The organism is Streptomyces sp. NPDC058401, assembly GCF_042722885.1.
GTDB lineage: Bacteria > Actinomycetota > Actinomycetes > Streptomycetales > Streptomycetaceae > Streptomyces.
The window spans coordinates 1-25,774 of record NZ_JBHXKA010000115.1 but is presented as its reverse complement, the minus strand read 5'-3'; the positions used below and the strand labels follow the sequence as shown (position 1 = coordinate 25,774).

Sequence of the window (25,774 nt, the reverse complement as noted above, 5' to 3'; positions counted from 1 at the left end):
GGGCTGGATTTTGGCTGACGCCAGCCGAAAGCCGGCCCCTCCGGCGTTTGAGGAGCGGGGCCCGGGCTGTCCGGGTTCACCTCACCGGGAGGTGGTACGCCAGGCGGTAGCGGTCGGCGGGGACGATGACGTCGGCGGTTTCCACGGCGCGGCCGGACGCGAAGTACGTGCGCCCGATCACCAGGACCACATGCCCCGGCACCCCGCCGAGCTGCATGCTCTCCTCCGCCAGGCCCGGCCGCGCCCCGACCTCCTCCACCACGTTGTCGACGACCACGTCGATCGCCGCCATCCGGTCGACGACGCCCGAGCCCCCGAGCGGTCCCTCCTCCGGCAGCATCACCGGGGTCCGCCCGGTCACCGTCAGCGGCTCCCAGGAGGTCGACAGCATCATCGCCTCGCCCGCGTCGCGGTAGACGTACCGCGTCCGCATCACCCGCTCGCCCGGCTCGATGCCGAGCCGCTTCGCGATGTCCTCCGGGGCGGCGGCCTGTTCGCTGCTGGAGTCCCAGGTGCCGCGCGCGCCGGCCTCGGCCTGTTCCTGCCGGAACGGGGTGGAGACGCCGCCGGTGCGGTAGCCGGAGCGGGCGACGCGCCGCGGGACGGGTTGCTCGCGCACGTACGTGCCGGATCCGGACCGGCCTTCGACCAGGCCCTCCGCCATGAGGACCTTGCGCGCCTCCAGGGCCACCGTGTCGGAGACCCCGTACTCCTCACGGATCCGGGCCTGTGAAGGGAGCCGGGCGTGCGGAGGCAGGGACCCATCGACGATCTTCCGTCGCAGATCACCGGCGACGCGCAGATAGGCCGGCTGCTCGCCGAAAGTCACAGGGCCACTCCCATCAGGTTGACAGACAGCTACACCCTGGCAACCGACGGTTGTACATCGCAAGCAAGGGCCAGAGTTTCACCCGAAGTGATGAAGCCAGGTCACTCAAACCCACGCGTCACATGCGTTACGCGGACGAGCTACGCAGACTCCCTGGAAGGGCTCCGCACGGGACCGGGCACACCGGGCGAGGCCTCCTCGGAGTCCTCCAGCCACTCGGGGACCTTCGTCGACAGTCCGTACGCCCCGCGCAGCGTCTTCTCCAGCTCGACCGGCAGCGCGGCGGCCGCCCGGTCCCAGGCGTCGAAGAACGCGCCCTCGGTCTCCGCCAGCGCCGCCTGCTGCCACGCGCGCCGTGCGACCTCCAGCCGCTCCCGCTGCACCCCGGCCGGACCGGCCAGCTCGGGCCGGTCCTTCACCGTGTCCAGGAACCGCGACTCGGCTCCCAGTGCCGCGTCCATCTTCCGCGCCCAGCCGTTGTACGCCCGCACCGAGTCGGTCACGTCCCCGTCCGGCTGCTCGCCCAGCGCCTCGTCCACCCCCTTCATGACCCTCAGGAAGGCCACCTGTCCGGGCGTGAGCATGCCCGCGTCGTTGCGCAGGCTGCCGCGGTGTTCCTCGTCCGGGGTGCCGATCATGCACACGATCCGCCGGTCCCCGTCGCGCCAGCTGCGGCGCGAGGGAGCGAAGTAGTACAGCTCCGCATACGAGGGCAGGGCCCAGGTGTCCATCGCGTACGCGTCCTGCGCGCTCCAGCACTCCTTCTCGGCGGCGGTCCTCAGCTGCCCCGCCCCCGGATACTGCGGCTCGCTCATCGAGGTCGCGGAGGTGACCTCCGCGTCGTGGACCTCGGCGCAGTCGATCCGGAACACGAGGGGCGACTCGGCGAGCAGGTCGCCGCCGGCCACGTTGAAGCAGTGCCCGACCCGCAGTTCGGAGGCGTCGACGAGGGTGCCCGCCGCGTCCCCGCGGAACTGGGCCGCGCGCCCGGAGCCGCTCCGTTCGTCGAGCCGCTCCAGGGCCCGCCCGAACACGGGGACCGCGGCGACGACGGCGATGCTCAGCACGAGCGACACCACCAGGCCCCAGACGGCGAGGGCCTTGCCCCGTTCGCCCTTCTTCGCGATCTGCGCGAGGGCCACGAGCGCGAAGACGATGCCGAGCGGCGGGAAGCAGAGCACCCCGACGAGCAGGGAGGCGAGCGCGAAGCCGTTGAGCGGCGGCTGCCCGTACGCGTACCCCTGCGGGGGCGGCGGGGCGGGCCAGTGGTGCGGGGGCTGGTGGGTCACGGGGCTCCAGGAGGCGGGCGAACGAATGCGCGAATGGTACGCAGCGGGGGCGACCGTCCGAACGGTCGCCCCCGTGGTTCATCGCGTCCCTACTCCCCCGGCGTCAGAACTGCAGCGCCCAGGAGTCGATCTTTCCGGTGTCCACGTTCGCGAGGTCCGCGACCCGGAGCTTCCACACGCCGTTGGCCACCTCGGAGGAGGCGTTGACCACGACGGTCTTGATGATGTTGTCCGCGCTGCCGCCGGTGCGGTTGTGCAGGTTGTACAGGGTGCCGTCGGGGGCGACCAGGTCGACCTTCAGGTCACCGATGTAGGTGTGCTTGATGTCGACCGAGACGCTCAGCGTGGCCGGGGCGTTGCCGGAGATCCCGCTGACGGTGATCGGCGAATCGACGGTGGCGTTGTCGTTGACCGCGTAGTCGGCGGTGTTCTCGAAGCGGGTGCCCGGGTTCGGCGGGGTGGTGGAGGTGCCGACGTTGAGCAGCAGGTTCGGGGAGCCGGTGCCGGGGCTGGTCACGACGTTCGGCGTGGCCGCGTTCACCAGGGCCGTGGAGACCTGGGCCGGGGTGGCCCCCGGGTTGGCCGCGAGGTAGAGGGCGGCGGCGCCGACCACGTGCGGGGTCGCCATCGAGGTGCCGGAGATGGTGTTGGTGGCGGTGTCGCCGGTGCCCCACGAGGAGGTGATGTTGGAGCCGGGGGCGAAGAGGTCCAGGACCGCGCCGTAGTTGGAGTAGCTCGCCTTGGCGTCGGTGTTGGTGGTGGCGCCGACGGTGATGGCCTCGGTCACGCGGGCCGGGGACTTGGTGTTCGCGTTGGTGGACTCGTTGCCCGCCGCGACCCCGTAGGTGATGCCGCTGGCTATGGAGTTGCGCACCGCGGTGTCCAGCGCGGAGTCCGCGCCGCCGCCGAGGGACATGTTCGCCACGGCCGGCTTGACGGCGTTGCGGGTCACCCAGTCGATGCCGGCGACGACCTGGGCGGTCGTACCGGAGCCGTTGTTGTCGAGCACGCGCACGCCGACGATCTTCGCCTTCTTGGCCACGCCGTACGTGGTGCCCGCGACGGTGCCGGCGACGTGCGTGCCGTGGCCGTGGCCGTCCTGGGCGGTGTTGTCGTTGTCGATGGCGTCGTAGCCGTCGGAGGCGCGGCCGCCGAGGTCCTGGTGGGTCTTCCGCACGCCCGTGTCGATGATGTACGCCGTGACGCCCTCGCCGGCCTTGTCCGGGTAGGTGTAGCTGTTGTCGAGCGGGAGCGCCCGCTGGTCGATCCGGTCCAGGCCCCAGGACGGCGGGTTGGGCTGGGTGGTGTCCACGGTGAACACCCGGTTCTGCACCACGGACTTGACGGCGGGGTCGGCGGCGAGCTTCCGGGCCTGCGCCTCGGAGACCTCGACGGAGTAGCCGTTGAGCGCCGCGCTGTAGGTCCGGTCGATCCTCGCTCCGTACCGCTTGGCGACGGCCTTGCCGCTGTCGGCGGTGGAGCGGGCGGCGGAGTCGTTCAGGGTCACGATGTAGCTGCCGGCCACCGTGCCCTCGGCGCCGGCGTTCTCGATGACGCCCTGCGGGGCGAGCGGGGCGGCCGAGGCGGGTAACGCGAGGGCTGCTCCGAGAGCGAGGGCCAGTGTGGCGGTCGCTCCGATGCCGACGGTCTTCCGGCGGGTGTGACGCATCGCGGACATGTGAGGGGTCCTCCTCATAGGTGGTGCGTTGCGGGGGGTGCGCGGCGGTCGGGCGCGGCGGGGCAGGGCACAGCTTTTAGCCATGCCCATGACAATCAATTCGGCCCAACGGTGCGCCGCTGACGAAAGGTTGACCCACGGAGTCGCTCCACCACAAGAGGACAACGAACGCGTAACATCCGTGCCATACCCAGGCCATGAACGAGCAAAGGCTCTCCGCACATGACGCACGCACTACCCGGCTACGTCTGCGCCGAAGACGGCACCCGCGCCGACGCGCGGACGGCCCCGTGGTGCTGCCCGGCCTGCGAAGGCCCCTGGGACCTCGACTTCGCCCCCGACCCGGCGGCCCCGCTGGATCCCGCGGCCGGGCCCCACTCGCTCTGGCGCTACGGCCCCGCCCTGCCGCTCACCGGGGCCTTCGGGGTCACGCTGGCGGAGGGGAACACCCCGCTGGTGCCCCTGTCGGAGCGGGTGCACGCCAAGCTCGACTTCCTGATGCCCACGCTGTCCTTCAAGGACCGCGGCGCGGTGATGCTCGTGGAGCTCGCGCGCCGGCTGGGCCCGCGGCGGGTGGTGGCCGACAGCAGCGGCAACGCCGGGACGGCCTTCGCGGCCTACTGCGCACGGGCCGGGCTGAGCTGCGAGGTCTTCGTGCCGGAGGGCACCTCGGCGAAGAAGACGGAGCAGATGCGCGCGCACGGCGCGACGGTGACGGTGGTGCCGGGCGGCCGCGAGGCGACGGCGCTGGCGGCCCGCGAGGCGGCCGACCTGCCGGGGGTGTTCTACGCCAGCCACGTCTTCAACCCGTACTTCCTGCACGGCACCAAGACGTACCTCTACGAGATCTGGGAAGCGCTGGGCGGCCACCTGCCCGAGGTGATCGTCGTGCCCGTCGGCAACGGCACGCTGCTGCTCGGGGCCGCGCTGGCGGCGCAGGAACTGGCCGGCCGCGGGGTCCGCCCGCCGACGCTGATCGCCGTCCAGTCGGCGGCCGTCGCCCCGCTCGCCTCGGCCTTCCGCGCGGGCGCCGAGGACGCGGAGGCCGTACCCCAACTCCCCACCCTCGCCGAGGGGATCGCGATCCCGGCGCCGCCGCGGGCCCGCCAGATCCTGGCGGCCGTCCGCGCGTCCGGCGGGACCTTCCTGACCGTCACCGACGAGCAGATCCGCGCCGCCCAGCTCGACCTGGCCCGGCGCGGGCTCTTCGTGGAGCCCACGGCCGCCGCCTGCTGGGCCGCGGTCGGGCCCACCGCACCCGACGACCCCCTCCGGGGCCGCACCGCGGTCGTCCCGCTCTGCGGCGCGGGCGCCAAGACGGGCCTGGCCGCACCGGCGGCCTGACGGGTGCCCCGTGAGGGGCCGCCCGACCGGACCGGAGCCGCCCGACCGGACCGGCCCGACCGGGGCCGCCCGGTCCGGGGACCCCGTGATGGGTGCAGGGGCCAACGACATAGGCTCCGCGTCATGCGCACCCCCACGACCCGTGTCTGGATCGCCCTCGCCCTCGTCTACGTCGTCTGGGGTTCGACCTACCTCGGCATCCGGATCGTCGTCGAGACGATGCCCCCGTTCCTCTCCGCCGGGGCCCGCTTCATCACCGCCGGCCTCCTGCTGGCCGGGATCGTGGCCTGGCGCGACGGCCCGGCCGCCCTCAGGGCCACCGGCGCCCAAGTGCGCTCCGCCGTCCTGGTCGGGCTGCTGCTGGTGCTCGGCGGCAACGGCCTCGTCGTCCTCGCCGAGACCTCGATCCCCTCCGGGCTCGCCGCCCTCCTGGTGGCCGCCGTACCGATGTGGCTGGTCGTCCTGCGCGCCGTCTCCGGCGACCGCCCCTCCCCCCGCACCCTGGCCGGGGTCCTGCTGGGCTTCGGCGGGCTCGCCGTCCTGACCAGCCCGGGGCTCGGCGGGGAGATCGCGCTCGGCGGGGTGCTCCTGGTGCTGGCAGGCTCGGTGTGCTGGTCGCTCGGCTCCTTCGGGTCGGGGAAGCTGCCCCTGCCCGCGAACCCCTTCACCGGCAGCTCGTACCAGATGCTCGCGGGCGGGACCGGCGGGATCATCGTCGGCCTGTGCCGCGGCGAACACCACGGGCTGGACCTCTCCTCGTACTCCACGGCGTCCTGGCTGGCCCTCGGCTACCTGGTCCTGTTCGGCTCGCTCGTCGGCTTCACCGCGTACGTGTGGCTGCTGCGCGCGGCTCCGCTCTCGCTGGTGGCCACGTACGCCTACGTGAATCCGGTCGTGGCCGTCACCCTGGGCTGGCTCATCCTCGACGAGGCCCTGACCTGGCCGATCCTGCTCGGTGGCGCGATCGTCGTGGCGGCGGTGTGCGTGATCGTGAGCACCGAGCGGCGCGCCTGACGCCGCCGGGCCGTGCCTAGCCGGCAGGCTTCGCCGCCCGCTCGTACAGGGCCTTCGCCCGGTCGTCGAACAGCGCGGCCGTGGAGTCCACGTCCGTGTCCCCGCCGCTCAGCACCCCGATGAGCTGCCCCGGCCGCCCCGGCCCGCCGCGGTCGGCGATCCACGGGCTGCCGCTCGTCCCCGTCCAGAACCCCGAGCAGTTGATGTAGAGCATCGCGGGGTCGTCCTCGTCGTGCTTGCTCTGCGTCGTACAGGCGACGGGCTTGTTCTCGGGGTTGTGCTCGGACTGCGGATAGCCGACGACGGTCACCTCCCGCTCGTAGCCGGAGGTCCAGACGGGCTTCGGGGCCTCCCCGCGTCCGACGACGTCCTGCAGGCTGCGCCCGTCCGCGTCCGGCTCCACGCTGAGGAAGGCGAAGTCGGCGGTGTCCTCGCCCCACTTCGTCCAGCGCTCGTCGACCTGCACGGAGCGCACCTTCCACACGCCGAGCGGCCGCTGCCCGGAGCCCTCCCCGGAGAAGGCGGGGGCGAAGGAGAGCTCGCCGATGGCCAGCCCGTCCTGCGCGGCCTCGCCCGGCCGCCCGTCCTCGCCGGCGGGGGCCACGCAGTGCGCGGCGGTGGCGACGACGTTGCCCTGCGGGCTGTCGACGACGCTGGCCGTGCACCAGTGCTCACCGCCCGCCATGAGGACGCCGACGGTGGGGAAGGGGACCGCGCCGCGGTCCTCGTAGCCGCCGGAGTCCCCGAAGAACACCACGGCGAGCAGCGCGGCGACCCCCGCGAGGGCGGCCGTGGCGATCCCCTTGGTCCCGGGGCTCACCGCGGGGCGGCGCCGCTCGCGCCGCCGCTCGGGGCCGGCCGGGGCTTCGGGGTGGGTGCGGACATCACCTTGCTGATCCACTCCAGCGCGCCCTCCCTCATCCCGCGGACGTAGGACTTCCCGTTGTGCTCACCATCCTGGATCACCTGGAGCGTGGTGTGCACGGGACCCTTGCCGTAGTCCTTGATGAACCGCTCGGCCTTCTCGCGGCCGGATTCCGCGGTGCCGATCTGGAAGTTCACGTAGACGTCCGGGCCGCCCGCGGCGATCAGCTTCGCGGCGAGCTTCTCGGGGTTGTTCTCGTCCATGGCCTGCGTGTTCCCCTTCCACAGCGGGGAATCGGGGACGATGTCGACCCCGCTCGCGATGGCCGCCTTGAAGCGGTCGGGGTACTTCAGGACGTGCTTGAAGGCGCCGAATCCGCCCGCCGAGGAGCCCATGAAGGCCCAGCCGTCGCGGGAGGTGAAGGTCCGGAAATTGGCCTTCGTGAAATCCGGGACGTCTTCGACCATCCAGGTGCCCATCTTGGGCTCTCCGGGGATGTCCGAGGCGTCGAAGTGGTGCTTGGTGTCGGCGTTGTGCACCGGCATGACCAGGATGAAGGGCAGGCTCTTGCCGGACTTCGCCCCGTCGCTCACGGCCTGCTGGAGACCTAGGCCGGGCCCGGTCCCCCAGTAGTTCGTGGGGTAGCCGCGGCCGCCGGGCAGGGAGATCAGGACCGGGAAGGCGCTGTCGGCGTACGCCGGGTCGTCGTACTCCTTCGGCACCCACACCCATACGTCGCCGGTGAACCCGGACTTCTTGCCCGTCAGGGTGGTCTTGGCGATCTGGGTGCCGTCCGGCAGCCGGGAGGTCCGGACGAACGCGGCCTTCGGCCCGGTCGGCATGCGCACGCCGGGCGCGGCCCCGGTGTCGGAGGCGGTGGAGGCCGCGACCCGGGACTTTCCGAAGGAGACCGGATCCCCTATGTCCGAGAAGAGGCCGTAGTGGTACGCGGCCGCCCCGCCGCCCGCCACGAGGGTGAGCCCGAGGCCCCCGCTGATGAGGATCATGCGCAGCCGGCGCTCGGGGCGGCCGCCCCCGGTGCCGGGGGCGGCCTCGGCGTCGGTGGCGGCGTCCCCGGTGGTGGCGGCCCTGTCACCCTGCAGGTCTTGGTGCACGGATCGTTCCCGTTCCCTCTCCGGCGCCCCTTGGGAGCGCGGGTTGGACCGTTTGGTCCCCCTTACATCCTTAACAGAGGTATGAACGACCGGATGGGTTGCCTGGGACGGGTGGACGTGGCGCGGGCCACGCCGGTCAGCTCGTTTCGGGCTTCGGACCCTTGAGGACCTTGCTCACCCATTCCAGTGAGCCCTCCTTCATGCCGCGCACGTAGTGCCAGCCGTTGTGCTCGCCGTTCTGGATGTCCCGGATGGTCATCTTGACCGGACCCTTGGCGTACTTCTGCTGGAACTGCGTCATGCGGTCCTTGCCGCTCTCCTTGGTCCCGATCTGGAAGTTGATGTAGACCTCGGGACCGCCCGCGTCGATCAGCTTCTGGGCGAGCTTCTCGGGGTTGTTCGCGTCCATCTCCGCCTGGTGGCCCTTCCAGAGCGGGGAGTCGGGGACGAGCTCGCCGCCGCTGGCGATCACGGCCTTGAACCGGTCCGGGTGCTGGAGGACCTGCTTCATGCCGACGAAGGCGCCGGAGGAGGAGCCCATGAAGGCCCAGCCGTCGCGGGACTTGTACGTACGGAAGTTGGCGCGGGTGAAGTCCGGGACGTCCTCGGCGATCCAGGTGCCCATCTTGGGCCGGCCTGGGATGTCGGAGCCGTCGTAGTAGTACTTCGCGTCCGGGTTGAGGACCGGCATGATCACGATGAAGGGCAGGCTGGTACCGGCCTGGACGCCCTCGCTGATGGCCTTCTGGAGGCCGAGGCTGCGGTCGGCCCAGTAGTTGTTCGGGAAGCCGTTGCCGCCGGGGAGCGCGATGAGCACCGGGAAGCCGCTCTTGGCGTACTTCGGGTCCGTGTACTCCTTCGGCGTCCACACCCACACGTCGCCCTCGAAGCCGGACTTCGCGCCCTTGAGGCGGGTCTTGGCGATGATCGTGCCGTCGTCGAGCTTGGTGGTCTGCTTGAACTCGGAGGCCGGGCCGGTCGCCGGCTGTACGTCCGGGTCGCCGGTCGGAGCGGGCGGGCTCGCGGGCGCCTGGCCCGGGTTCCCCTGCGCCGCGCCCGGGTCGGCGGGCGGCGGGGTCTTGCCGAAGCTCACCGAGGAGCCGTTGCCGGAGAACCAGTCCAGCTTCCAGGCGGCGAAGCCGCCTCCGCCGAGGACGAGCACGAACGCCAGGGCAGCGCTGGTCCACAGCACGCGGCGGGAGCGGGAGCGCCTCGGGGGCCCGGGTATGTGCGGGGGCCCGGGTATGTGCGGCGGGACGTACGCCTCGGTGGGCGGGTGGGGCTGGTACGGCGGGTAGGGCGGGTGCGACTGGTACGGCGGGTGCGACTGGTACGGCTGGTCATCGGGCCGCGGGCGCTGCGGGTCCTGGTGCACGAACTTCGCTCCGAACGGTCATGGCTGCCCCCCGGTGGGACAGAAGGGACTGGGCTCCCCCTAGTCCTGATGTGTGAATGCCCCGGATAGTTCCAAATCAGCGCAAAATCATGATCCGGATCCCCGGCACCTCACCGCAGCGCGTCCAGCACGCCCGCGCAGCGCCCCAGCAGCCCGACCAGCAGCTCCCGCTCCTCGCCGCTGAACTCGGCGGCGAGCGCCCGCTCCACCGCCACCGCCCCCGCGTCGGCCAGCTCCATCGCGGAGCGCCCCTCGTCGGTGAGCCGGGTCTCCAGGACGTTGCGGTGCAGTTCGTGCGGGGTCCGCTCGATGAGTCCGCGTTCCGCGAGGTTCTTCAGCACCGTGTTCATGGTCGGCGGCGTCACCCCGCACAGGCGGGCGAGCGAGGCGGCGGAGATCCCGGGCCCCTGACCCCGGGTGCGGCCCCCGCCGCCACGGCCACCGCCGCCACCGCCTCGGCCGGCGAGGACGCGGCCGGCTCTGGGTGACGGACTCCACCGCGGGCGTCTCGGTCTACGACACGCGCTCGGGGGCCCGGCTGGCCCACTTCGAGATACCCGGGAGCGGGCCGCGCTTCCTCAACGACCTGGCCGTCACCCCGGACGGCACCGCGTACCTCACCGACAGCGTCCGCGCGGTGGTCTACCGGGTCACCCCGGAGCAACTGGCCGCCGGCTCCGGCCCGTTGCTGCCCGCCTACGACCTGGGCGGACTGCTCGCCCCGTCCCCGGCGGGCAGCTTCAGCCTCAACGGGATCACCGCGGACCCGGCCGGGCGGTTCCTGCTCACCGTCGACATGACGGCCGGCGACCTGTACCGCATCGACCCGGTCTCGGGGGCGGTGTCCCGCGTGGCCCTGACCGGCGGGGACCTGAAGACCGACGGGCTCGACCTCGCCCCCGGCGGGGTGCTGCGCGCGGCCCAGAACACCCGCAACACGCTGAGCCGCTGGCAGGTGTCGGCCGACGGCACCCGGGCCCGGCTGGTCCGCACCCTCACGGACCCCTCGCTCCAGATCCCGACCACGCTGGCGCGGGTGCCGGGGCGGACCCTCGTGGTCCGGTCCCAGTTCGACAAGGAGGGCGGGCCGCTGCCCTCGACCGGCGGCGCGCCGACGGAGTTCACGGTCGCCTCGGTCCGCGGCTTCTGAGGCCGCTTCCGGCCGTACGCGGGTTCCCTCAGCCCCGCAGGTAGGCCAGGACGGCGAGGACCCGGCGGTGGGACTCCTGCGCCGGGGGCAGGTCGAGCTTCATCAGGATGTTCCCGATGTGCTTGCCCACCGCCGCCTCCGAGACGGTGAGCCGGCGGGACACCTCGGCGTTGGAGTGCCCCTCGGCGACCAGGGCGAGGACCTCCCGCTCGCGGGCCGTGAGCCGTTCCAGGGGGTCGCGGCGGCGGCTGATGAGCCGGCGCACCACCTCGGGGTCGACCACGGTCCCGCCGGCCGCCACCCGCGCGACGGCGTCGAGGAACTCCTCCACCTGCCCGACGCGGTCCTTGAGCAGGTAGCCGACGGCCGTTCCGTCGCCGGAGTCGAGCAGCTCGGCGGCGTACGAGCGCTGCACGTACTGGGAGAGGACCAGGACGGGCAGGTCCGGCCGGGTCTCGCGCAGCCGCACGGCCGCCCGCAGTCCCTCGTCGGTGTGGTCCGGGGGCATCCGTACGTCGGTGACGACGATGTCCGGCCGGTGCTCGGCGACCGCGGCTTCGAGCGCGGCGGCGTCGCCGACGGCCGCCACCGTGCGGTGGCCGAAGCGGGCGAGCAGCCCGACGAGGCCCTCGCGGAGCAGCACGGAGTCCTCGGCGAGGACCACGCGCAGGGGCTGCCGGACGGCGGCTCGCGCGGGGGCGGACGGGGTCACCGGTTCTTCGGTGCGTCCGGTTGAACCGGTGTGCTCAGCGCCTTCGGTGCCTTCGGTGCCTTCGGAACGCAAGGGATCTCCACACGCAGCAGGGTCGGGCCTCCGGGAGGACTGGTCAGGGTCAGTCTGCCGTCCACCACGGACACCCGGTCGGCGAGTCCCGTCAGTCCGCTCCCCCGCCCCGCGTCCGCGCCGCCGCGGCCGTCGTCGGCCACCTCCACGCTGAGGCGGGTTCCGTCGTGCCGGCCGGTGACGGTGATCCGGCCCGCCCCGCTGTGCTTGGCCGCGTTGGCCAGGGCCTCGCTGACGAAGAAGTACCCGGCGGACTCGGCCGGTTCGGGCAGCCGGCCGGGGAGGTCGAAGTCGGTGTCGACCGGGATCGGCGAGCGGTCGGCGATGTCGGCCACCGCGTCGGGCAGGCCCCGGTCGGTGAGCACCTGGGGGTGGATGCCGTGGACGAGCTCGCGCAGCGAGGTCAGCGCCAGCCCGGCCTCGGCATGCGCGGCGGCCAGTTGTGCGGCGAGCGGGCTGCCGGGCGGGGCGTCGAGCCGGGCCAGGCCCAGCGTCATGGACAGCGCGACGAGCCGCTGCTGCGCGCCGTCGTGCAAGTCCCTTTCGATGCGCCGCCGTTCGGCGTCGAAGGCGGCTGCCAGCCGGGCCCGGGAGCTGGTCAGTTCGGTGACCTTGACGGCCAGGTCGCCCGGGCCGGGGCCGAGCATCAGCCGGGCCAGGGCCGCGCGGGCGGCTGCCGCCGCGCCGAGCCCGTAGAGGAACAGCGGGAGGAGGAGCAGGCCGACGGCGGCGCAGAGCAGGGCCTCGGGGTAGCCGGTGATGCCGTGGATCTTGAGGGGGTTGGCCTGTTGTCCGTCGAGGGCGAGCAGCACCGGGGTCGCCAGGAGGTCGGCGGGCACCAGCAGTGCGGCGCCGACGGCGAGGAGTTCCAGCGGCCACAGCAGGGTGGCGGCGAGCACCGCGTAGCCCAGTTCCCGCCAGGTCGCCTGCTCGCGGAAGCGGGTCCGGGCCCACGCCGCGAGCCCCGTACGGTCCGGGTCGCGGTGCGGGTCGGGCAGCGGCGCCGGGCCGGAGTCCCACAGCCGCAGCCTTCGGCGCTCCAGGGCCGCGAACGGTACGCCGGACAGCGCGAGCGCGGCCAGCAGCGGGAGCCCGACGAGGACGAGGGCGAGCGCCGCCCCGGACACGGCGAGCAGGATCAGCACGGTGCACGCGAGGGCGCCGGTGATGCCGCCGGTGAGCAGGTAGGCGGCGGCGCGCCACGGCCGGGCGGTGCGCAGGTACCGGCCCGGAGCGGGGAGGGAGAGCGGCATGCGTCCACCGTAGGCGGCGGGTGCGGGCGGCGCGGTAGTGCTGGCCATACCCCTGGGACTCGCCCCTGCCCCGCTGACCGGGGGGCGCGCGGCCGGTTGGCTGGGGACCATGCTGAAGATCGCGTTGAGGTCGCTGCGGCGGCGCTGGATGACACAGGTGGGGACGTTCGTGGCGGTGGCCCTGGGGGTCGCGCTGATGACGGTCATGGGGCTGGGGCTCGCCGCTTCGGCGGCGCTGCCGGCCGGTGCGGAGACGGCGGGCCTGAACGCGATGCTGGGCACCGCGGGCGGGGTGGCCTCGTTCGTGGCGGCCTTCGTGGTGGCGTCGACCTTCTCGTACGCCGTGGCCGCGCGGCGGCGCGAGCTGGGGCTGCTGCGGCTGGCCGGGTCGACGCCGGGGCAGTTGCGGCGCCTGGTGATGACGGAGGCGGCGGCGGTGGGGCTGGCCGGGTCGGCGGCCGGGATCGTCCTGGGCGGGGCGGGGGCGCCGCTGATGGCCCGCTGGACGGTGGCGCAGGGGCTGGCGCCCGCCGGGTACGCGATCGGGGACCAGGGCTGGCCGCTGCACACGGCGTTCTGGACGGGGCTGCTGGTCGCGCTGTCGGGTGCGTACGCCGCTTCCCGGCGGGCGGGCCGGGTCGGTCCGCTGGAGGCGCTGCGCGAGGCCGTGACCGACGAGCGGCCCATGACTGCGGGGCGCTGGGCGGCCGGTGGCGGGCTGCTGGTGTGCGCGGTCGCCTTCGTGGGGTGGCGGCTCGGGTCGGACCCGGGCTCACTGCTCAAGCGCAAGACGTACACCTGGCAGCCGATGCTGCTGATCTCCGCCTGCGGGATGCTGGCTCCGGTGCTCGTACGGCCCGTGGTGCGGCTGCTGATGTGGGTACCGGTCCGGCTGACCTCCTACGCGGGCCGGCTGGTGCGGGCGAACGCCGCCGCCGGGATCCGCCGGACGGCCGCGGTGGCGGCGCCGGTGCTGGTGATGGTCGCGCTGACCGGATCGCTGCTGGGCGCGGCGTGGACCCTGGGCGAGGCCAAGACGGTGGAGGCGCGCGCCCGGACCGGCGCGGACTACGTGCTGACCGGCGGGCGGCTGCCGGACGCGGCGGGGATCGCCGGTGTTCCGGCGGCGCACGTCCTCGCGGTGGCCGACACCCGGCTGACGGTGCTGGAGGAGGGGTTCGTGAAGGTGCCGACGGAGGCCTCGGCGGTCGACCCGGCGGCGCTGGCGGAGGTCTCCCGGCTGCCGGTGGTGGCGGGCTCGGTCGCGGACCTGGACGACGGCGGCATCATCGTCACGGAGGAGTGGTGGCAGCACCGGGTCGGGGACTCGGTACCGCTGTGGCGGGCGGACGGCACCGCCGCCCGGCTGCGGATCGTGGCCGTGATGCGGACGGGCACCGGCGACAACGGGGCGTACGTCACCCGGCGCAACGCGCCCGGCGCCGAGGTCTCGCGCATCGAGGTCAGGGCCCCCGCGTCGGCGGCCGCCGCGGTCCACGAGGCGGCGGACCGGTACGGGGCCACGGCCCGGACCACGCGGGAGTGGGTGGCGGCGACGCACCCGCGCACGAACCGCTTCACGATGCTCGGCTACGTCCTGGTCCTGGGCATCGCCCTGCTCTACACGGCGATCGCGCTGGCCAACACCCTGCTGATGGCCACCTCCGACCGGGCCGGCGATCTGCGCCTGCTCCGGCTGGCCGGGGCCACCCGGGGCCAGGTCCTCGCCGTGACGACGGCCGAATCCCTGCTCGCGGCCGCGGTCGGCGCCCTCCTCGGGACGGCGGTCACCGCGGTCAACCTGGCGGGCATGCGCGCCGCCCTCGCGGTGCTCGGCGTCGACTCCCCGGTGGTGGTCCCCTGGCTCCCGATGGGCGCGGTCGCCGGTGTCTGCGCCGCGCTCTCGGCCCTCTGCACCGTACTGCCGGCGGCCCGCGCCCTGCGCCGCCGGACAGGACGGCGCAGGGTGCGGGCGGGTCAAGTATCCCGCACGGGAGCGGAGTTGGCCTCGATCTGAGGCCGGACGGGTCGGGCTGATCGTGCCGGTCTGGCTGGTCAGGCTGGTCGGGCCGGTCAGGCCGGCCCGACCGCCCCGGCTCAGTCCAGGGTCGGGGCCTGGCGCAGGATCTCGACCTCCAGGCGCTGGAGCGCGGGGCTCGACGAGATGCCCAGGTCCTCGGCCATGCGCCGCTGGTGCATCCGCAGCACCGAGAGCGCGTCGGCCTGACGTCCGGCCCGGTACAGGGCCAGGCTGAAGAGTTCACAGCCGTACTCGCGCAGCGGATGGGCCTGGGTGAAGCCCGCCAGTTCCGAGACGGCCACTTCGTGGGCGCCCACGGCGATCAGTGCGGCGCAGCGGCCCTCGACCACCGAGAGCCGCAGTTCCTCCAGGCGCACCACCTCGGGCGACACGTGGGTGGCATCGGAGACCTCCGCGTACGCCTCCCCGCGCCACAGGGCGAGCCCGGCCTCGAACTCGTCGAGGGCCCGCTGCGGGTCGCACCGGTCCAGTGCCTGCCAGCCCGCGGTCGCGGACTTGCCGAACCGGTGGGCGTCGACGTCGACGGCACCGCTGTCGAGTAAGTAGCCGCGGCCTCGGGTGCGCAGCACCTTCGCCGGCTTGCGCGGTGCGCGGTCCGGCTCCAGCACCCGGCGCAGGTTGGCGATGTAGGCGTGCAGCGAGGAGATCGCCGACTGGGGCGGCTGGCCGTCCCACAGCGCTTCCACGAGCACGTCGACCGATACGGGCTGGCCCACCTGGCTGACCAGCAGGGTGAGCGCCGCCCGCTGCTTCGTGGCCCCGAGGTCCACGTAGCGTCCGCCGATGGTCGCCTCGATCGGACCCAGCACCCGGAACTCCACCTTGGTCGGCGGTGCGTCCCGGGTCTCCGCCGGATCCTCCTGCGCCCAGCGGACCCCGCCGTGCGGCCGCGGGGCGGCGGGCTGGGGCGCGACGGCGTGCGCACCAGCCCGCTCCCGGGCCATCTCGAAGACGGCGGCGGGCGGCGGGGACTGGAGGTCCAGTTCCAGCGCCATCGTGAAGTACATCTTCAGCGTCTCGTTCGCCTGCCGGAGTTCCCGTACTTCCCGCTCCAGCTCGGCGACGCTGCGCGTGCCCCTGGTACTGCCTCCCAAACGCTGTCCGACCACAATGTCCGTACCACGTCTACCGCCGCCCCTGAGGTCCGCGGCCAACACACCGAAATCAATTTCTTCGTTCACTGCCTCTGTACTCATCAAGCTCCCCCGAAAGATGCGTACGTCCCGGCCTCGGCCGGATGACGAGTCTCGTCACCTCTGCACCAGGAAGGATCCAGCATGGCGATCAAGGATGACAACCCCCGTTGAAAATCTGGTGAGTTGATCTTTGGTCAGCGGGAAGGCATATGCCCGGACCGGTAGATGCGGGCAACGTTCACAATCCCGTGCTCCCTCGTGCGATGACGTTCTGCTCGTCACCGATCATGCTCGGAGCGCCGGGGTGGGGTCCATTCCGTTTCCCCTCCGACCGGCGCTCCGCATTAGGCTCCGACTACCGCGCGAAGATCAACGTGGTGGGCGAAGGCGTGCTCTGGAAGGTGATTTCACCGAAGCCGGCCTTGGTGAGCCAGGCATGGTAATCGGACCGGGTCCAGGTGCCCCCGTGCCGGCTCTTGAGCAGCATTTCCGAGGCGAAGGTCAGCGCGAAGGCAGGACCGCTGCGATCGTCCTCGACCACGTAGTCGGAGACGACCAGCGTACCCCCGGGCTTCAGGGCGCTCCGTGCCTTGGCGAAGATCGCGATGTTGTCCTGCGGCCCCTCCTGGTGGGCGATGTTGGAGTACATCACGATGTCGTGCGCGGAGTCACCGAAGCCGGTGGTGTGGAAGTCCCCGTCGATGTAGCTGACGCGATCGGCCACGCCCCGCTCGGTGAGCAGCCGGCGGGCGATCGAGTTGATCGGCTCCCAGTCGAGCTGGGTCGCGCGCGCCTCGGGGTTGAGTTCCAGCCAGATGCCCGAGCAGATGCCCGAGCCGCCGCCGATGTCGAGGATCGAGATCTCCCCGGCCTCCGACAGGCGCAGCGTCTCGGCGGCGATCTTCGCTACGGGAACCGACTGTGCGGCGATGGCCTGGACGAGCTGCTCCCAGTGCGGGTTGTCGGCCACCTCCACCACGGCGTCCGTCAGCGGGCCGCCCGCGGCGACGACCTCGGGCAGTACCGCGAGGCTGCCCATGTGGCCCATCTTGAGCCGGGCGAACCCGCTCAGGGATGCGGCGCGGCCCTCCACCAGGAAGGCGGAGGACTCGGCGGTGTTGCGGTAGCCGTTCCCGTCCAGCTCGACCAGCCCGATGCTGACCAGGCCGTCGAGGAGGGCCTGCGCGCCCCGCTCGGAGATCCCGGCGCGCTCGGCCAGGCGGGCGGCGGAGGCCGCACCGTCCTCCAGGTGGGTGAACAGGGAGTAGCTCGCCGCCGTGCCCAGGATGCCGGTGGCCCAGTACCCGGTGATGAGCCGCATGATCCGGTCCGACGTCGGCTGGCCGTTGCTCATGCCGTCCCCGCTCATGCCGTCCCCACCATGCTTCCCGAGAGCTGACGCGGCACCGACCGGACGGCCGGCTTCGCTTCCACGTGCTGCGGGGCGGCCGGAACCCAGCTCCCCAGAACCATTTCCGCGGTGATTCCCGGACCGAATCCGGCGATCACCCCGGTGGATCCCGCCGACAGGCGCTCGGCTTCTTCGAACTGCCGGCGCAGGGCGTCGAACACGACCGCGCTGGCGATGTTCCCGTATTCGGTCAGCGTGGACCAGCTGTGCCGGAAGACCGTCCGGTCCACGTTCAGGAACTTGGCGAGGTCGTCCAGAATGCGCGGGCCGCCGGCGTGGATGATGTAGAAATCCAGAGCGCCGATGTCCCAGCCGTGGAGCGCGGCCAGGTCGCCCAGCACCGGAGCGATCGGCTCCATCGTTCCGGGCACCCGGCGGTCGAGCTGGAAGTGGAATCCGGTGTCCCGGACGGAGTACGAGATCCAGTCCTCGGTGTTCGGAATGAGGTAGGAGGCGTTGCGCTCCAGCAGGACGCCGGCGCCGCCGCTGCCCCGCACCACCGCGGCCGCGACCGCGTCACCGAACAGCCCGTCCGACAGCAGCGAACCGACGTCGTCGGCATCGGGCTGGTAGCACAGCGAGCACAGCTCGCAGGAGACGATCAGGACGTTGCTCTCGGGGTGCGCCACGCAGAAGTCGTGGGCGCGGTTGATCGCCGCACCGCCCGCGGCGCAGCCGAGCTGCGCGATGGGGAGCTGCCGGGTGTCGTAGCGGAACCCCATCTCGTTGATCAGCCACGCGGTGAGCGAGGGCATCATGAACCCGGTGCACGAGACGTAGATGATCGCGTCGATGTCCGTCGCCACCAGGCCCGAATTCTCCAGGGCCTTTTCTATGACTTCGGGGCACCGCTTCTTCGATTCGATCTCGTAGATGCGATTGCGTTCCTGGAATCCGGGGTGGCGCAGTGTCTTTTCGATCGGCTGGACCAGGTGACGCTTGCGCACCCCCGTGTTCTCTATCAGTCGAAGGGCCAGCGGAAGCTGCGGCTTTCCCGCGTGCGCTTCCCTGGCGAATGCCAGAGTGTCTTCCATCGTGATGATGTGTTCCGGCACGCTCACCGAAGGCTTGCATAGAATTGGCATACCTGGCATCTGTCTCTCTGACGTAGAGAATTTCTGCTGCCCTCACAGCGTGTACGTTCCCCAACATCGCGTATGGCGCTTGCTACTGGCTTGGCGGTGACTTGCCTTCCCCGAACCCTTTCGCCCGGACCTTTTGCCCGGACCTTTTGCCGGGGTTTTTCACCGAGTGGACGAGGGTCGGGACGGTGGTGGGGACGGTCGTGGGGACGGGTTCGGACCGGCCCGGCAAACTGGCCGGAACTCGTCGGCCGCAGGCCCCGGGAACGACGGAGCCCCGGCCGTGGACGGCGACCCCGAAGGCCGTCCGCCCCCAGCCGGGGCTTCCTGTCCGCTCCGCTCCCTACTCCGCTACTCCGCCTGCGCGTGCGGGATCCCTCCGGCGCCGGCCAGCTCCTGGTCCACCAGCGCCGATGCGGCGCCGGTGTACCCCTGCGGATCCAGCAGCCGGACGATCTGGGCGTCCGTGAGGTGCCGCTTCACCTTGGGCAGCGCGCCCAGGATGTCGGCCAGCGAGCCGCCGGTGCGTTCCGCCTCGGCCGAGGCCCGGGTCAGCAGCTCCTTCGCCGCCGCCTTGCCGAGCCGGGGCGCCAGTACGGCGGACACCCGCTCCGACACGATTTGACTGCCCGTCAGCATCAGGTTCTCCCGCATCCGTTCGGGCCGTACGACCAGACCCTCGGCCAGTTCCACGGCGGTGTGCGCGGCGCCGCCGGCCAGCCGCAGGCACTCGCGCAGCAGCTGCCACTCGGCGTGCCACACCCCGGCCGAGCGTTCGTCCTCGCAGACCAGACACTGGGTCAACCCGGCTGCGAGCACGGGCACTTGGAGTGCGGCGCTGCGGATCAGGGTGGCCAGGACGGGGTTGCGCTTGTGCGGCATCGCCGAGGACGCTCCGCGCCCCTCCACCGCGGGTTCGCAGACCTCTCCGACCTCGGTCCGGGTCAGCGACTGCACGTCCACGGCGATCTTGCCCAGGGCGCCCGCGACGAACGCCAGGGCGGCCGCGAGATCGGCCATCGGGGTGCGCAGCGCGTGCCACGGCAGCGGCGGGCGGGCCAGGCCGGTCTCGGCGGCGTAGGCGTCCAGGAGGCGGTCTGCGTAGTCGCCGCGGCTGCCGGGCTCGGCGAACTCCAGGTATCCGGCGAGGGTGCCGGCGGCTCCGCCCAGGGATACGGGCAGCCCTCCGTCGAGTACGGCGGCCACCCGGTCCCGGGCGTCCAGCAGCAGCCTGCGCCAGCCGGCCGCCTTCAGGCCGAAGGTGGTGGGTACGGCGTGCAGGGCGAGGGTGCGGCCCGCCATGACGGTGTCGCGGTGCCGGGCGGCGAGGACCGCCAGGGCTTCGGCGGCCCGTTCCAGGTCCGCGCGGATCAGCCGCAGCGTGCGGTCGGCGACCAGCATGGCGCCGGTGTCGAAGACGTCCTGGCTGGTGGAGCCGTGGTGGACGAACTCGGCGGCTTCCGGTGATTCGGCGGCGACGAGCCGGGTGAGCTCCCGGACCAGGGCGACCACCGGGTTCGCGGTCTCGCGGGCGGCCAGCGCGAGTGCGCGCAGGTCCAGCCGTTCGGCGCGCGCGGCGCGGCTGATAACGGCGGCGGCCCCGGCGGGGACGCTGCCGGCCTTGGCCTGGGCGCGGGCGAGGGCCGCCTCCGCGTCGAGCATGGCCTGCAGCCAGGCCAGGTCGGAGGTGGCGGCCTCGGCGGGCGTGCCGGCCCGGACCGGGGACAGCAGCCCGGAGTCGGGGCCGTACCCGGCCTGGTCCGTGCCGGGGGCGCCCGGTCGGTCGTCGGCTGTCATGCGTTCACCTCGACGGGATCGGTGGGCGAGTGCCGGTACCGTCCGGGCGGTCCGGGTGGTCGGGCCGTCCCGGGGGCGCCGGGCAGCGCGAGGACGGCGCAGGCGATGGCGTCGGCGTCGCCGAGCGTCATGGAGTTGACCCCGGGGCGGCTTCCGGCGGCGGTCACCCAGTGCACGGCCTCGGTGGGCACGCCGTAGGCGAACCGGCGCGGGTGGGCCCGGCCGGCGGCGTCGAGGAGCCGGTAGGGGCGTTCGGTCACGGCCAGGCCCTTGGTCTCGTACGTGGTGCCGCAGGCGCCCGCGATGCGGTGGCGGGCGGCCTGACCGCTCTCCAGCAGGTTCCGCAGCAGCGGTTCCGCCGTGCGCGGCAGGTCGGGCTCGGGCAGCCGGGCCTCGATGAGGGCGGTGGCCGCCACGGGGGGCCCGGGGACGGCGTCGGAGGTCACCGTGAACACGGCCGGCCCCGCACCCGCACCGGTTTCCGCGGCCGCGGCCGCCGCCGGGACCTCCACCCGTACGCCGGGGCCCAGGACCTCCACGACCCCCGCCTCGATCAGCGCGATCAGTTCCTCGATGCGCGAGGCGGGCGGCCCGATGGACAGGAAGGCGTTGAGCGGGGTGTACCAGCTCTGGAGGTCGTCCCGGTAGGAGGCGCCCTCCAGCTTTCCGTGGTCGACCGCCAGACGTATCTCGTTGCGCAGATCGCGCAGCACGTCCAGGGCCGCTTTCAGCGGGCCGCGCACGTTGCCGGCCCTGGCCTGGCGCACGTCCTCGGCGAGGTGGCCGAGGAGCCAGGCCCGGTGCCCGGCGCGGTCGCGCAGGACGCGGTCGCGGTGGGGCCGGGCCAGCGTCTCCCAGTCCCAGCGGTCCTCCGGGGCGATGCCGGCGGAGTCCAGCAGCCGGGCCTCGGCGCCGGGGTCCGGCGCGGCGAGGTAGTGCTCGACGAAGGACGCGCGCTGCCGCTCCCGTCCCCGGGCGGCCAGCAGGGCGCCGTAGTAGACGCCCTCCACCTCCTTGGCGATCAGCGGCCACAGGTCGGTGAGGAAGTGCAGCCGCTCGCCGTCCGCGGCGCGCCGGTGCATCCGGTCGATGGCCTGCGGGGTGAGCAGCCGCGGCTCGTGGCGCTCGTACGGGCCCTTCTGGTTCTCTCCGCGCGCGTGGTACGGCACACCACGGCGGGAGCCGGCGACGATCTTCGGCTCGCGGCCGGAGGGCCGGTAGCGCAGCGCGTCCCCCTCGCGCGCGAAGGTGCCGCCGCGGCCCTCGGTGAGCAGCGCGAGCACGTCGAAGCAGTTGAGCCCCAGGCCGCGGACGAAGACCGTCTCGCCCGGCGCCACCACGGAGAGGTCCACGTCCGCGGGGTTCGCGGGGCCGATGTACGTCAGCCCGTGCGCGGCGGCGGCCTCCGCGAGCGCGCTCTCGCCCCGGGTGGGCCTGGCCGGTACGTGGCCCAGGGAGAGGACCACGGCGTCCAGGCCGGTGAGCCGCGTGCCGTCCGCCAGCTCCAGGGTCTGCGGGCCGCCGTACCCGGCGCCGTCGGTCAGGGACACGGCGCGGGTGCGGTGCTCGACGACGGTGACGTGCCCGGGCGCGGCTGCGGTCACCGCACGGTAGGCGTCCTCCAGGTAGGCGCCGTAGAACGCGCGGGTCGGATAGTCGTCCGGGCCCAGCCGGCGTGCCTCGGCCAGCGTCTCGGCGGGGAACCTGCCCCGCACCCCGGGCTGTTCGGCGGTGCGGGCGAGTCCGGCCGCCCACGTGTGGAGGCTGGGCCCCTCCTCGACGGGGCCGTCCATCAGCACGCTGTGGTCGGTGTAGACGGTGACCTGCGAGGCCACCGTGTTCATCAGCAGCTGGCGCGGCTGCTCGGTGCGCCACACCCGTCCGGGGCCCGGTGCGTGCGGCTCGACCACGTGCACGGTCACCGCTCGGTGGGACGGGGATGTGCGCTCGTTGGCACAGAGCCGTTCCAGGACCGCGAAACCGCGCGGCCCCGCGCCGACAAGGGAGACCGTAAGCACCAACACTCCTCACACACAGGTTCCGGTTCGGTCACGGGCTTCGGTGGGGACGGCGCGGCAGCAGCCGGGTCCTCCTGCTGCTGCCGCGCCGGGGGTTCAGCGGCCGCGCGCGTGGGTGCGCAGCTCGGTCCGCAGGACGCTCACGACCCGCTCCACCTGCGCCCCGGTCAGTTCGGCGTGCATCGGGATGGCCAGGTTGCGGGCGAAGAGGTCGGCGGAGACCGGGCACTTGCGCTTGGACTGGTACACCGGCTGCACGTGGGTGGCCCAGGTGCCGTGTCCGCAGCCGATGTCCTGGGCGCGGAGCGCGGCGGCGAGCCCGGCGCGGTCCACCCGCGGGTCCAGGGTCACCATGTAGGACTGCCAGGCGTGGGTGCGGTCCCCGGGCACGTGGGGCAGCGTCAGGAGCTCTTCCTCCGCGAGGAGTTCGCCGTACAGGGCGGCGATCTCGCTGCGGCGGACCAGCAGTTCGTCGATGCGGCCCATCTGCACGCGCAGGATCGCGGCGGCGATGTCCGACATCTTGTAGTTGTAGCCGATGTCGGTGAACTCGGGGATCGGCAGTCCGACGATCTGCGACTGGTCGAAGATGCTGCCGATGCCGAAGGAGGACCGCAGCCGTGCGTCCTGCCCGATCACGGGGTCGGCGGAGAGCAGCGCGCCGCCCTCGCCGCTGCTGGCGCCCTTGCGTCCGTGGAAGGAGAGGCAGGCCACCGGTGCCAGCGTGCCCGCCTGGCGGCCCTGATAGGTGGCGCCGACCGAGCAGGCGGCGTCCTCGACCACGAACAGTCCGTGGCGGTCCGCGATCGCGTTCAGCTCGGTGTAGTCGGCGGGCAGGCCGACCGTGTCCACCGCGATGATGCCGACGGTGCGCGGCCCGATCAGGCTCTCCACCGCCTGCGGGTCCACGGTGCCGGTGTCGGCGCGCACGTCGGCGAAGACGGGGACGGCGTCGACGTAGCGCACGGCGTGGGCGGGGGCCGGGAAGGTGTAGTCGGCGACGATCACCTCGTCGCCGGGTTCGACGCCGAGCGCGAGCATCGCCAGGTGGAGCGCGGCGCCGCAGTTGCTGAGCGAGACGGCGTCGCCGACTCCGTAGCGCTCGACGAGCTGCGCCTCCAGCGCCTTGCCCTGGGGGCCCTGGCCGGCCGGCCAGCCCGAGGAGAACACCTCGGCGACGGCGGCCAGTTCCTTTTCTCCCAGACTCGCGTGAACGAGGGGAATCCTGTCCATGGTGGTCACCTCTCGTTACGCCGTGCGGTCGGTCGCGGACCGGGGATTCGGACGGACGGGCGGTTCGAAGCGCAGCGGTGTGATCTGCTCGACGTCATAGCGCTCGCGCATCAGCCGGACGGCCTCGGCGTCCACCGAGGGGCCGGCGGAGAAGATCTCGACGATCTCCTCGAAATAGTGCTCGTGATCGGGCGAGGGATAGCTCTGGAAGAGCATGCGCGCCGGGGTGTCCGAGGAATTGCGGAATGCGTGCGGAGTGCCCGGGGGGACGAACATGCAACTTCCCGCGGTGGCGGTGACGGCCTTGTCCCCGGTGGCGGATTCCCAGCTGCGCCAGGTGTCCTCCGTGCGTTCGGCGGGCTCGAACGCCAGGAGTTCCAACTCCCCTTCCAGGACGTAGAAGAACTCCTGCGATTTCGTGTGCACGTGGGCGCCGACGTCGAATCCCGGCGGCACGATCACTTCGAATACCGAGAGGGAAGAGCCGTCCGCCGCGGTGACCTTGAAGGTCACGTCCTGCGCCTTCGTGACCAGTTTTCGCCCGTGGCCGGGGGGAAGGATGAGCCCGCTCATGTGATTGGTTTCCTCGTAATCTATGGGAATCCCCGCTCGTCGAGAGCGGGCGGCCCGACGCCGGACGGACGGCGGGGCGACGCGGGGGCATTCGGGAAGAACGGCCCGACCCGCATCACGGATTTACGCCGAGCCCTCTTCATCCGCACTTCGGAATTCTTTCTCCCGGAGCTCCGATAAACGGGTTGCACGAAGAGGATCACCGAGCCGGAACGGATTCGTCAAGGACCTCCTTCCGCCCGCCTAGAATTCCCCAAGCCGAATGGACGCACCGGGCGCCGGCCCGGTACGGCCCTACCCGGACCGGGACGGGACGGCATCACGCATTACAGCGGATGGCGCGCGCGTCCGCCATCCGCCGACTTGGCCGCGACTGTTCCCCGGATTGGTATCGGCTTGCCGCCAAGCCAATACCAATCCGTCCCTCAGTCCCCGGCAAGTCATTTGGCCGAAGATGACCGTCACGGCTCGGAAAGACCGAAATCCTGCGGCCTGAATTCACGAGTTCCCGGTGGCCGGATCGGTGGCCGCAGGACCTGACTGCCAAGGAGTACGTCGTGTTGAAACTTCCCGCGGAACGAGACCGGCCGACGCCGCAGGCCCCCACCGGGAGCGCCCTCACCGGGAGCGTCCCCACCGGGAGCGCCGCCACCAGCAGCGCCCCCGCGGACCGTGACGCCTGCGACCGGCTGCTGGCCCGGGTCGGCATCGCGATCGACGAGCTCCTGAAGGCCGAGGCCGGGCAGTGGGGGGCCGTGGACGCCCGCGTGGCGGTGCCGGTCGAGGCGGTCGCGGACATCGTCCGGGCGGGCGGCAAGCGGCTGCGCCCCGCCTTCTGCGTGAGCGGCTACCTGGCGGCCGGCGGTACGGAGGACGAGGGGGACGAAGAGGGCACGGCGACGGTCGTCGCGGCGGGCGCCGCGCTGGAACTCCTGCACGTGTTCGCCCTCATCCACGACGACATCATGGACAACTCCGATACCCGGCGCGGGACTCCCACCGTGCACGCCAAGCACGCCGCCCTCCACGCCGAGCACGGCTGGGCCGGCGAGCACCGCCGGTTCGGAGAGGGCATCGGCATCCTCGCCGGCGACCTGGCGCTCAGCTACGCGAACCGGCTCGCCAGCGGGCTGACCGGCCCGGCCCTGCGGATCTGGAACGACCTGGTCACCGAGGTGATCATCGGCCAGCAGCTGGACATCGCCCTCGCCGCCGAGCTGACGGCCGACCCGGCGCTGTCCCGCTGGGTCGCCGTCTGCAAGTCAGGCCGCTACACCATCCACCGGCCCCTCGCCCTCGGTGCGGCCATCGCCGGAAGGCCCGAACTCCAGGTCCCGTTCGAGGAGTACGGGGTCGCGGCCGGCGAGGCGTTCCAGCTCCGCGACGACCTGCTGGACGCCTTCGGCGACGGGGTGGCGACCGGCAAGCCCGCCGGGCTGGACCTCGTGGAGCACAAGATGACCCTGCTGCTGGCCCTGGCGGCCACCAAGGACGCGCGGGTGGCCCGGCTGGTGGAGGACGGCCGGAGCGGCGGCTGGGACCCGGCCGAGCTGCGGGACGCGCTGCTCGCCTCGGGCGTCCGTCAGGAGGTCGAGGAGCAGATCGACCGGCTCGTCGCGACGGCCTGCGCGGCGCTCGACGACGCCCCGCTGGCGGAGGACTGGCACAAGCGGCTGGTCAAGATGGCCGAGCAGGTGGCCTACCGCGACCGCTGAGCCGACGGCGCACACACCGCGAAGGGCCTCCCGGCGGCTGCCGGGAGGCCC

21 protein-coding genes are annotated in these 25,774 nt (G+C 72.7%); 5 read left to right on the top strand and 16 right to left on the bottom strand.

Annotated features, from left to right (window positions below; genetic code table 11):
- Positions 1-76: 76 nt before the first annotated feature.
- The 3 genes from ACFWNV_RS31010 to ACFWNV_RS31000 form a co-directional block, all read right to left on the bottom strand.
- The gene (locus ACFWNV_RS31010; protein WP_383953464.1) at positions 77-829 is read right to left on the bottom strand and encodes a GntR family transcriptional regulator; all 753 of its coding nucleotides are present in this window, start codon (positions 827-829) and stop codon (positions 77-79) included.
- A gap of 140 nt (positions 830-969) precedes the next feature.
- Positions 970-2,118: a septum formation family protein gene (locus tag ACFWNV_RS31005; RefSeq protein ID WP_383953462.1), complete on the bottom strand. Its 1,149-nt coding sequence runs from the start codon at positions 2,116-2,118 to the stop codon at positions 970-972.
- 103 nt (positions 2,119-2,221) lie between these two features.
- Complete coding sequence (locus ACFWNV_RS31000) at positions 2,222-3,796, bottom strand: S8 family peptidase (protein ID WP_383953460.1); 1,575 nt, start codon at positions 3,794-3,796, stop codon at positions 2,222-2,224.
- Between the two features lie 222 nt (positions 3,797-4,018).
- On the opposite strand from ACFWNV_RS31000, the gene ACFWNV_RS30995 reads away from it, so the two are divergent.
- Both ACFWNV_RS30995 and ACFWNV_RS30990 read left to right on the top strand, forming a co-directional pair.
- Positions 4,019-5,140, top strand: coding sequence for a threonine synthase (locus ACFWNV_RS30995; RefSeq protein ID WP_383953458.1), 1,122 nt, complete (start codon positions 4,019-4,021; stop codon positions 5,138-5,140).
- A 123-nt stretch (positions 5,141-5,263) separates the two neighbouring features.
- On the top strand, positions 5,264-6,154 hold the full coding sequence (locus ACFWNV_RS30990; RefSeq protein ID WP_383953456.1) for an EamA family transporter: 891 nt from the start codon (positions 5,264-5,266) through the stop codon (positions 6,152-6,154).
- Positions 6,155-6,170: 16 nt separating this feature from the next.
- Here ACFWNV_RS30990 and ACFWNV_RS30985 read toward each other — a convergent pair whose 3' ends face one another.
- The 4 genes from ACFWNV_RS30985 to ACFWNV_RS30970 form a co-directional block, all read right to left on the bottom strand.
- The gene (locus ACFWNV_RS30985) at positions 6,171-7,055 is read right to left on the bottom strand and encodes a trypsin-like serine peptidase (protein WP_383953454.1); all 885 of its coding nucleotides are present in this window, start codon (positions 7,053-7,055) and stop codon (positions 6,171-6,173) included.
- On the bottom strand, positions 6,971-8,134 hold the full coding sequence (locus tag ACFWNV_RS30980; protein ID WP_383953452.1) for an alpha/beta hydrolase: 1,164 nt from the start codon (positions 8,132-8,134) through the stop codon (positions 6,971-6,973). Before ACFWNV_RS30980 ends, ACFWNV_RS30985 begins: the two co-directional genes overlap by 85 nt.
- A gap of 136 nt (positions 8,135-8,270) precedes the next feature.
- Positions 8,271-9,509, bottom strand: coding sequence for an alpha/beta hydrolase (locus tag ACFWNV_RS30975; RefSeq protein ID WP_383953450.1), 1,239 nt, complete (start codon positions 9,507-9,509; stop codon positions 8,271-8,273).
- Between the two features lie 131 nt (positions 9,510-9,640).
- Positions 9,641-9,880 carry a hypothetical protein gene (locus ACFWNV_RS30970; protein WP_383953468.1) on the bottom strand — a complete coding sequence of 80 codons (240 nt, stop codon included), beginning with the start codon at positions 9,878-9,880 and terminating at the stop codon, positions 9,641-9,643.
- A gap of 134 nt (positions 9,881-10,014) precedes the next feature.
- On the opposite strand from ACFWNV_RS30970, the gene ACFWNV_RS30965 reads away from it, so the two are divergent.
- A complete protein-coding gene (locus ACFWNV_RS30965; RefSeq protein WP_383953448.1) occupies positions 10,015-10,680 on the top strand; it encodes a hypothetical protein in 666 nt (221 codons plus the stop codon).
- 28 nt (positions 10,681-10,708) lie between these two features.
- Here the strand turns inward: ACFWNV_RS30965 and ACFWNV_RS30960 are convergent, their stop codons facing one another.
- Together ACFWNV_RS30960 and ACFWNV_RS30955 are read right to left on the bottom strand one after the other, a co-directional pair.
- Entirely contained in the window at positions 10,709-11,392 is a 684-nt protein-coding gene (locus ACFWNV_RS30960) for a response regulator (protein WP_383953446.1), read from the bottom strand.
- Positions 11,389-12,717, bottom strand: coding sequence for a sensor histidine kinase (locus ACFWNV_RS30955; RefSeq protein ID WP_383953444.1), 1,329 nt, complete (start codon positions 12,715-12,717; stop codon positions 11,389-11,391). The genes ACFWNV_RS30960 and ACFWNV_RS30955 overlap by 4 nt, the downstream gene beginning before the upstream one ends.
- A gap of 109 nt (positions 12,718-12,826) precedes the next feature.
- Here ACFWNV_RS30955 and ACFWNV_RS30950 point away from each other — a divergent pair, with 109 nt between their 5' ends.
- Positions 12,827-14,734, top strand: a complete 1,908-nt coding sequence (locus ACFWNV_RS30950) for an FtsX-like permease family protein (RefSeq protein WP_383953442.1) — start codon at positions 12,827-12,829, stop codon at positions 14,732-14,734.
- Between the two features lie 80 nt (positions 14,735-14,814).
- Here the strand turns inward: ACFWNV_RS30950 and ACFWNV_RS30945 are convergent, their stop codons facing one another.
- The 7 genes from ACFWNV_RS30945 to ACFWNV_RS30915 form a co-directional block, all read right to left on the bottom strand.
- Positions 14,815-15,852, bottom strand: coding sequence for a BTAD domain-containing putative transcriptional regulator (locus ACFWNV_RS30945; RefSeq protein WP_383953440.1), 1,038 nt, complete (start codon positions 15,850-15,852; stop codon positions 14,815-14,817).
- A 397-nt stretch (positions 15,853-16,249) separates the two neighbouring features.
- Positions 16,250-17,263, bottom strand: a complete 1,014-nt coding sequence (locus ACFWNV_RS30940) for a methyltransferase (RefSeq protein ID WP_383953438.1) — start codon at positions 17,261-17,263, stop codon at positions 16,250-16,252.
- Complete coding sequence (locus tag ACFWNV_RS30935) at positions 17,260-18,390, bottom strand: type III polyketide synthase (RefSeq protein WP_383953466.1); 1,131 nt, start codon at positions 18,388-18,390, stop codon at positions 17,260-17,262. The genes ACFWNV_RS30940 and ACFWNV_RS30935 overlap by 4 nt, the downstream gene beginning before the upstream one ends.
- Before the next feature lie 348 nt (positions 18,391-18,738).
- Complete coding sequence (gene pcaB / locus ACFWNV_RS30930) at positions 18,739-20,184, bottom strand: 3-carboxy-cis,cis-muconate cycloisomerase (protein ID WP_383953436.1); 1,446 nt, start codon at positions 20,182-20,184, stop codon at positions 18,739-18,741.
- The gene (locus ACFWNV_RS30925) at positions 20,181-22,205 is read right to left on the bottom strand and encodes an FAD/NAD(P)-binding protein (protein WP_383953435.1); all 2,025 of its coding nucleotides are present in this window, start codon (positions 22,203-22,205) and stop codon (positions 20,181-20,183) included. Before ACFWNV_RS30925 ends, pcaB begins: the two co-directional genes overlap by 4 nt.
- Before the next feature lie 93 nt (positions 22,206-22,298).
- Entirely contained in the window at positions 22,299-23,435 is a 1,137-nt protein-coding gene (locus ACFWNV_RS30920; RefSeq protein WP_383953433.1) for a DegT/DnrJ/EryC1/StrS family aminotransferase, read from the bottom strand.
- Between the two features lie 15 nt (positions 23,436-23,450).
- Positions 23,451-24,008, bottom strand: a complete 558-nt coding sequence (locus ACFWNV_RS30915; RefSeq protein ID WP_383953431.1) for a cupin domain-containing protein — start codon at positions 24,006-24,008, stop codon at positions 23,451-23,453.
- Between the two features lie 557 nt (positions 24,009-24,565).
- Here ACFWNV_RS30915 and ACFWNV_RS30910 point away from each other — a divergent pair.
- Positions 24,566-25,723, top strand: a complete 1,158-nt coding sequence (locus ACFWNV_RS30910; protein ID WP_383953429.1) for a polyprenyl synthetase family protein — start codon at positions 24,566-24,568, stop codon at positions 25,721-25,723.
- The last annotated feature ends 51 nt before the right edge of the window (positions 25,724-25,774 follow it).

Bases quoted from the DNA above. Each gene is read 5' to 3' on its own strand.
- ACFWNV_RS31000 (WP_383953460.1), bottom strand. From the start codon at position 3,796: ATGTCCGCGATGCGTCACACCCGCCGGAAGACCGTCGGCATCGGAGCG.
- ACFWNV_RS30995 (WP_383953458.1), top strand. From the start codon at position 4,019: ATGACGCACGCACTACCCGGCTACGTCTGCGCCGAAGACGGCACCCGC.
- ACFWNV_RS30990 (WP_383953456.1), top strand. From the start codon at position 5,264: ATGCGCACCCCCACGACCCGTGTCTGGATCGCCCTCGCCCTCGTCTAC.
- ACFWNV_RS30970 (WP_383953468.1), bottom strand. From the start codon at position 9,880: ATGAACACGGTGCTGAAGAACCTCGCGGAACGCGGACTCATCGAGCGG.
- ACFWNV_RS30955 (WP_383953444.1), bottom strand. From the start codon at position 12,717: ATGCCGCTCTCCCTCCCCGCTCCGGGCCGGTACCTGCGCACCGCCCGG.
- ACFWNV_RS30950 (WP_383953442.1), top strand. From the start codon at position 12,827: ATGCTGAAGATCGCGTTGAGGTCGCTGCGGCGGCGCTGGATGACACAG.
- ACFWNV_RS30940 (WP_383953438.1), bottom strand. From the start codon at position 17,263: ATGAGCGGGGACGGCATGAGCAACGGCCAGCCGACGTCGGACCGGATC.
- ACFWNV_RS30935 (WP_383953466.1), bottom strand. From the start codon at position 18,390: ATGCCAATTCTATGCAAGCCTTCGGTGAGCGTGCCGGAACACATCATC.
- pcaB (WP_383953436.1), bottom strand. From the start codon at position 20,184: ATGACAGCCGACGACCGACCGGGCGCCCCCGGCACGGACCAGGCCGGG.
- ACFWNV_RS30920 (WP_383953433.1), bottom strand. From the start codon at position 23,435: ATGGACAGGATTCCCCTCGTTCACGCGAGTCTGGGAGAAAAGGAACTG.
- ACFWNV_RS30915 (WP_383953431.1), bottom strand. From the start codon at position 24,008: ATGAGCGGGCTCATCCTTCCCCCCGGCCACGGGCGAAAACTGGTCACG.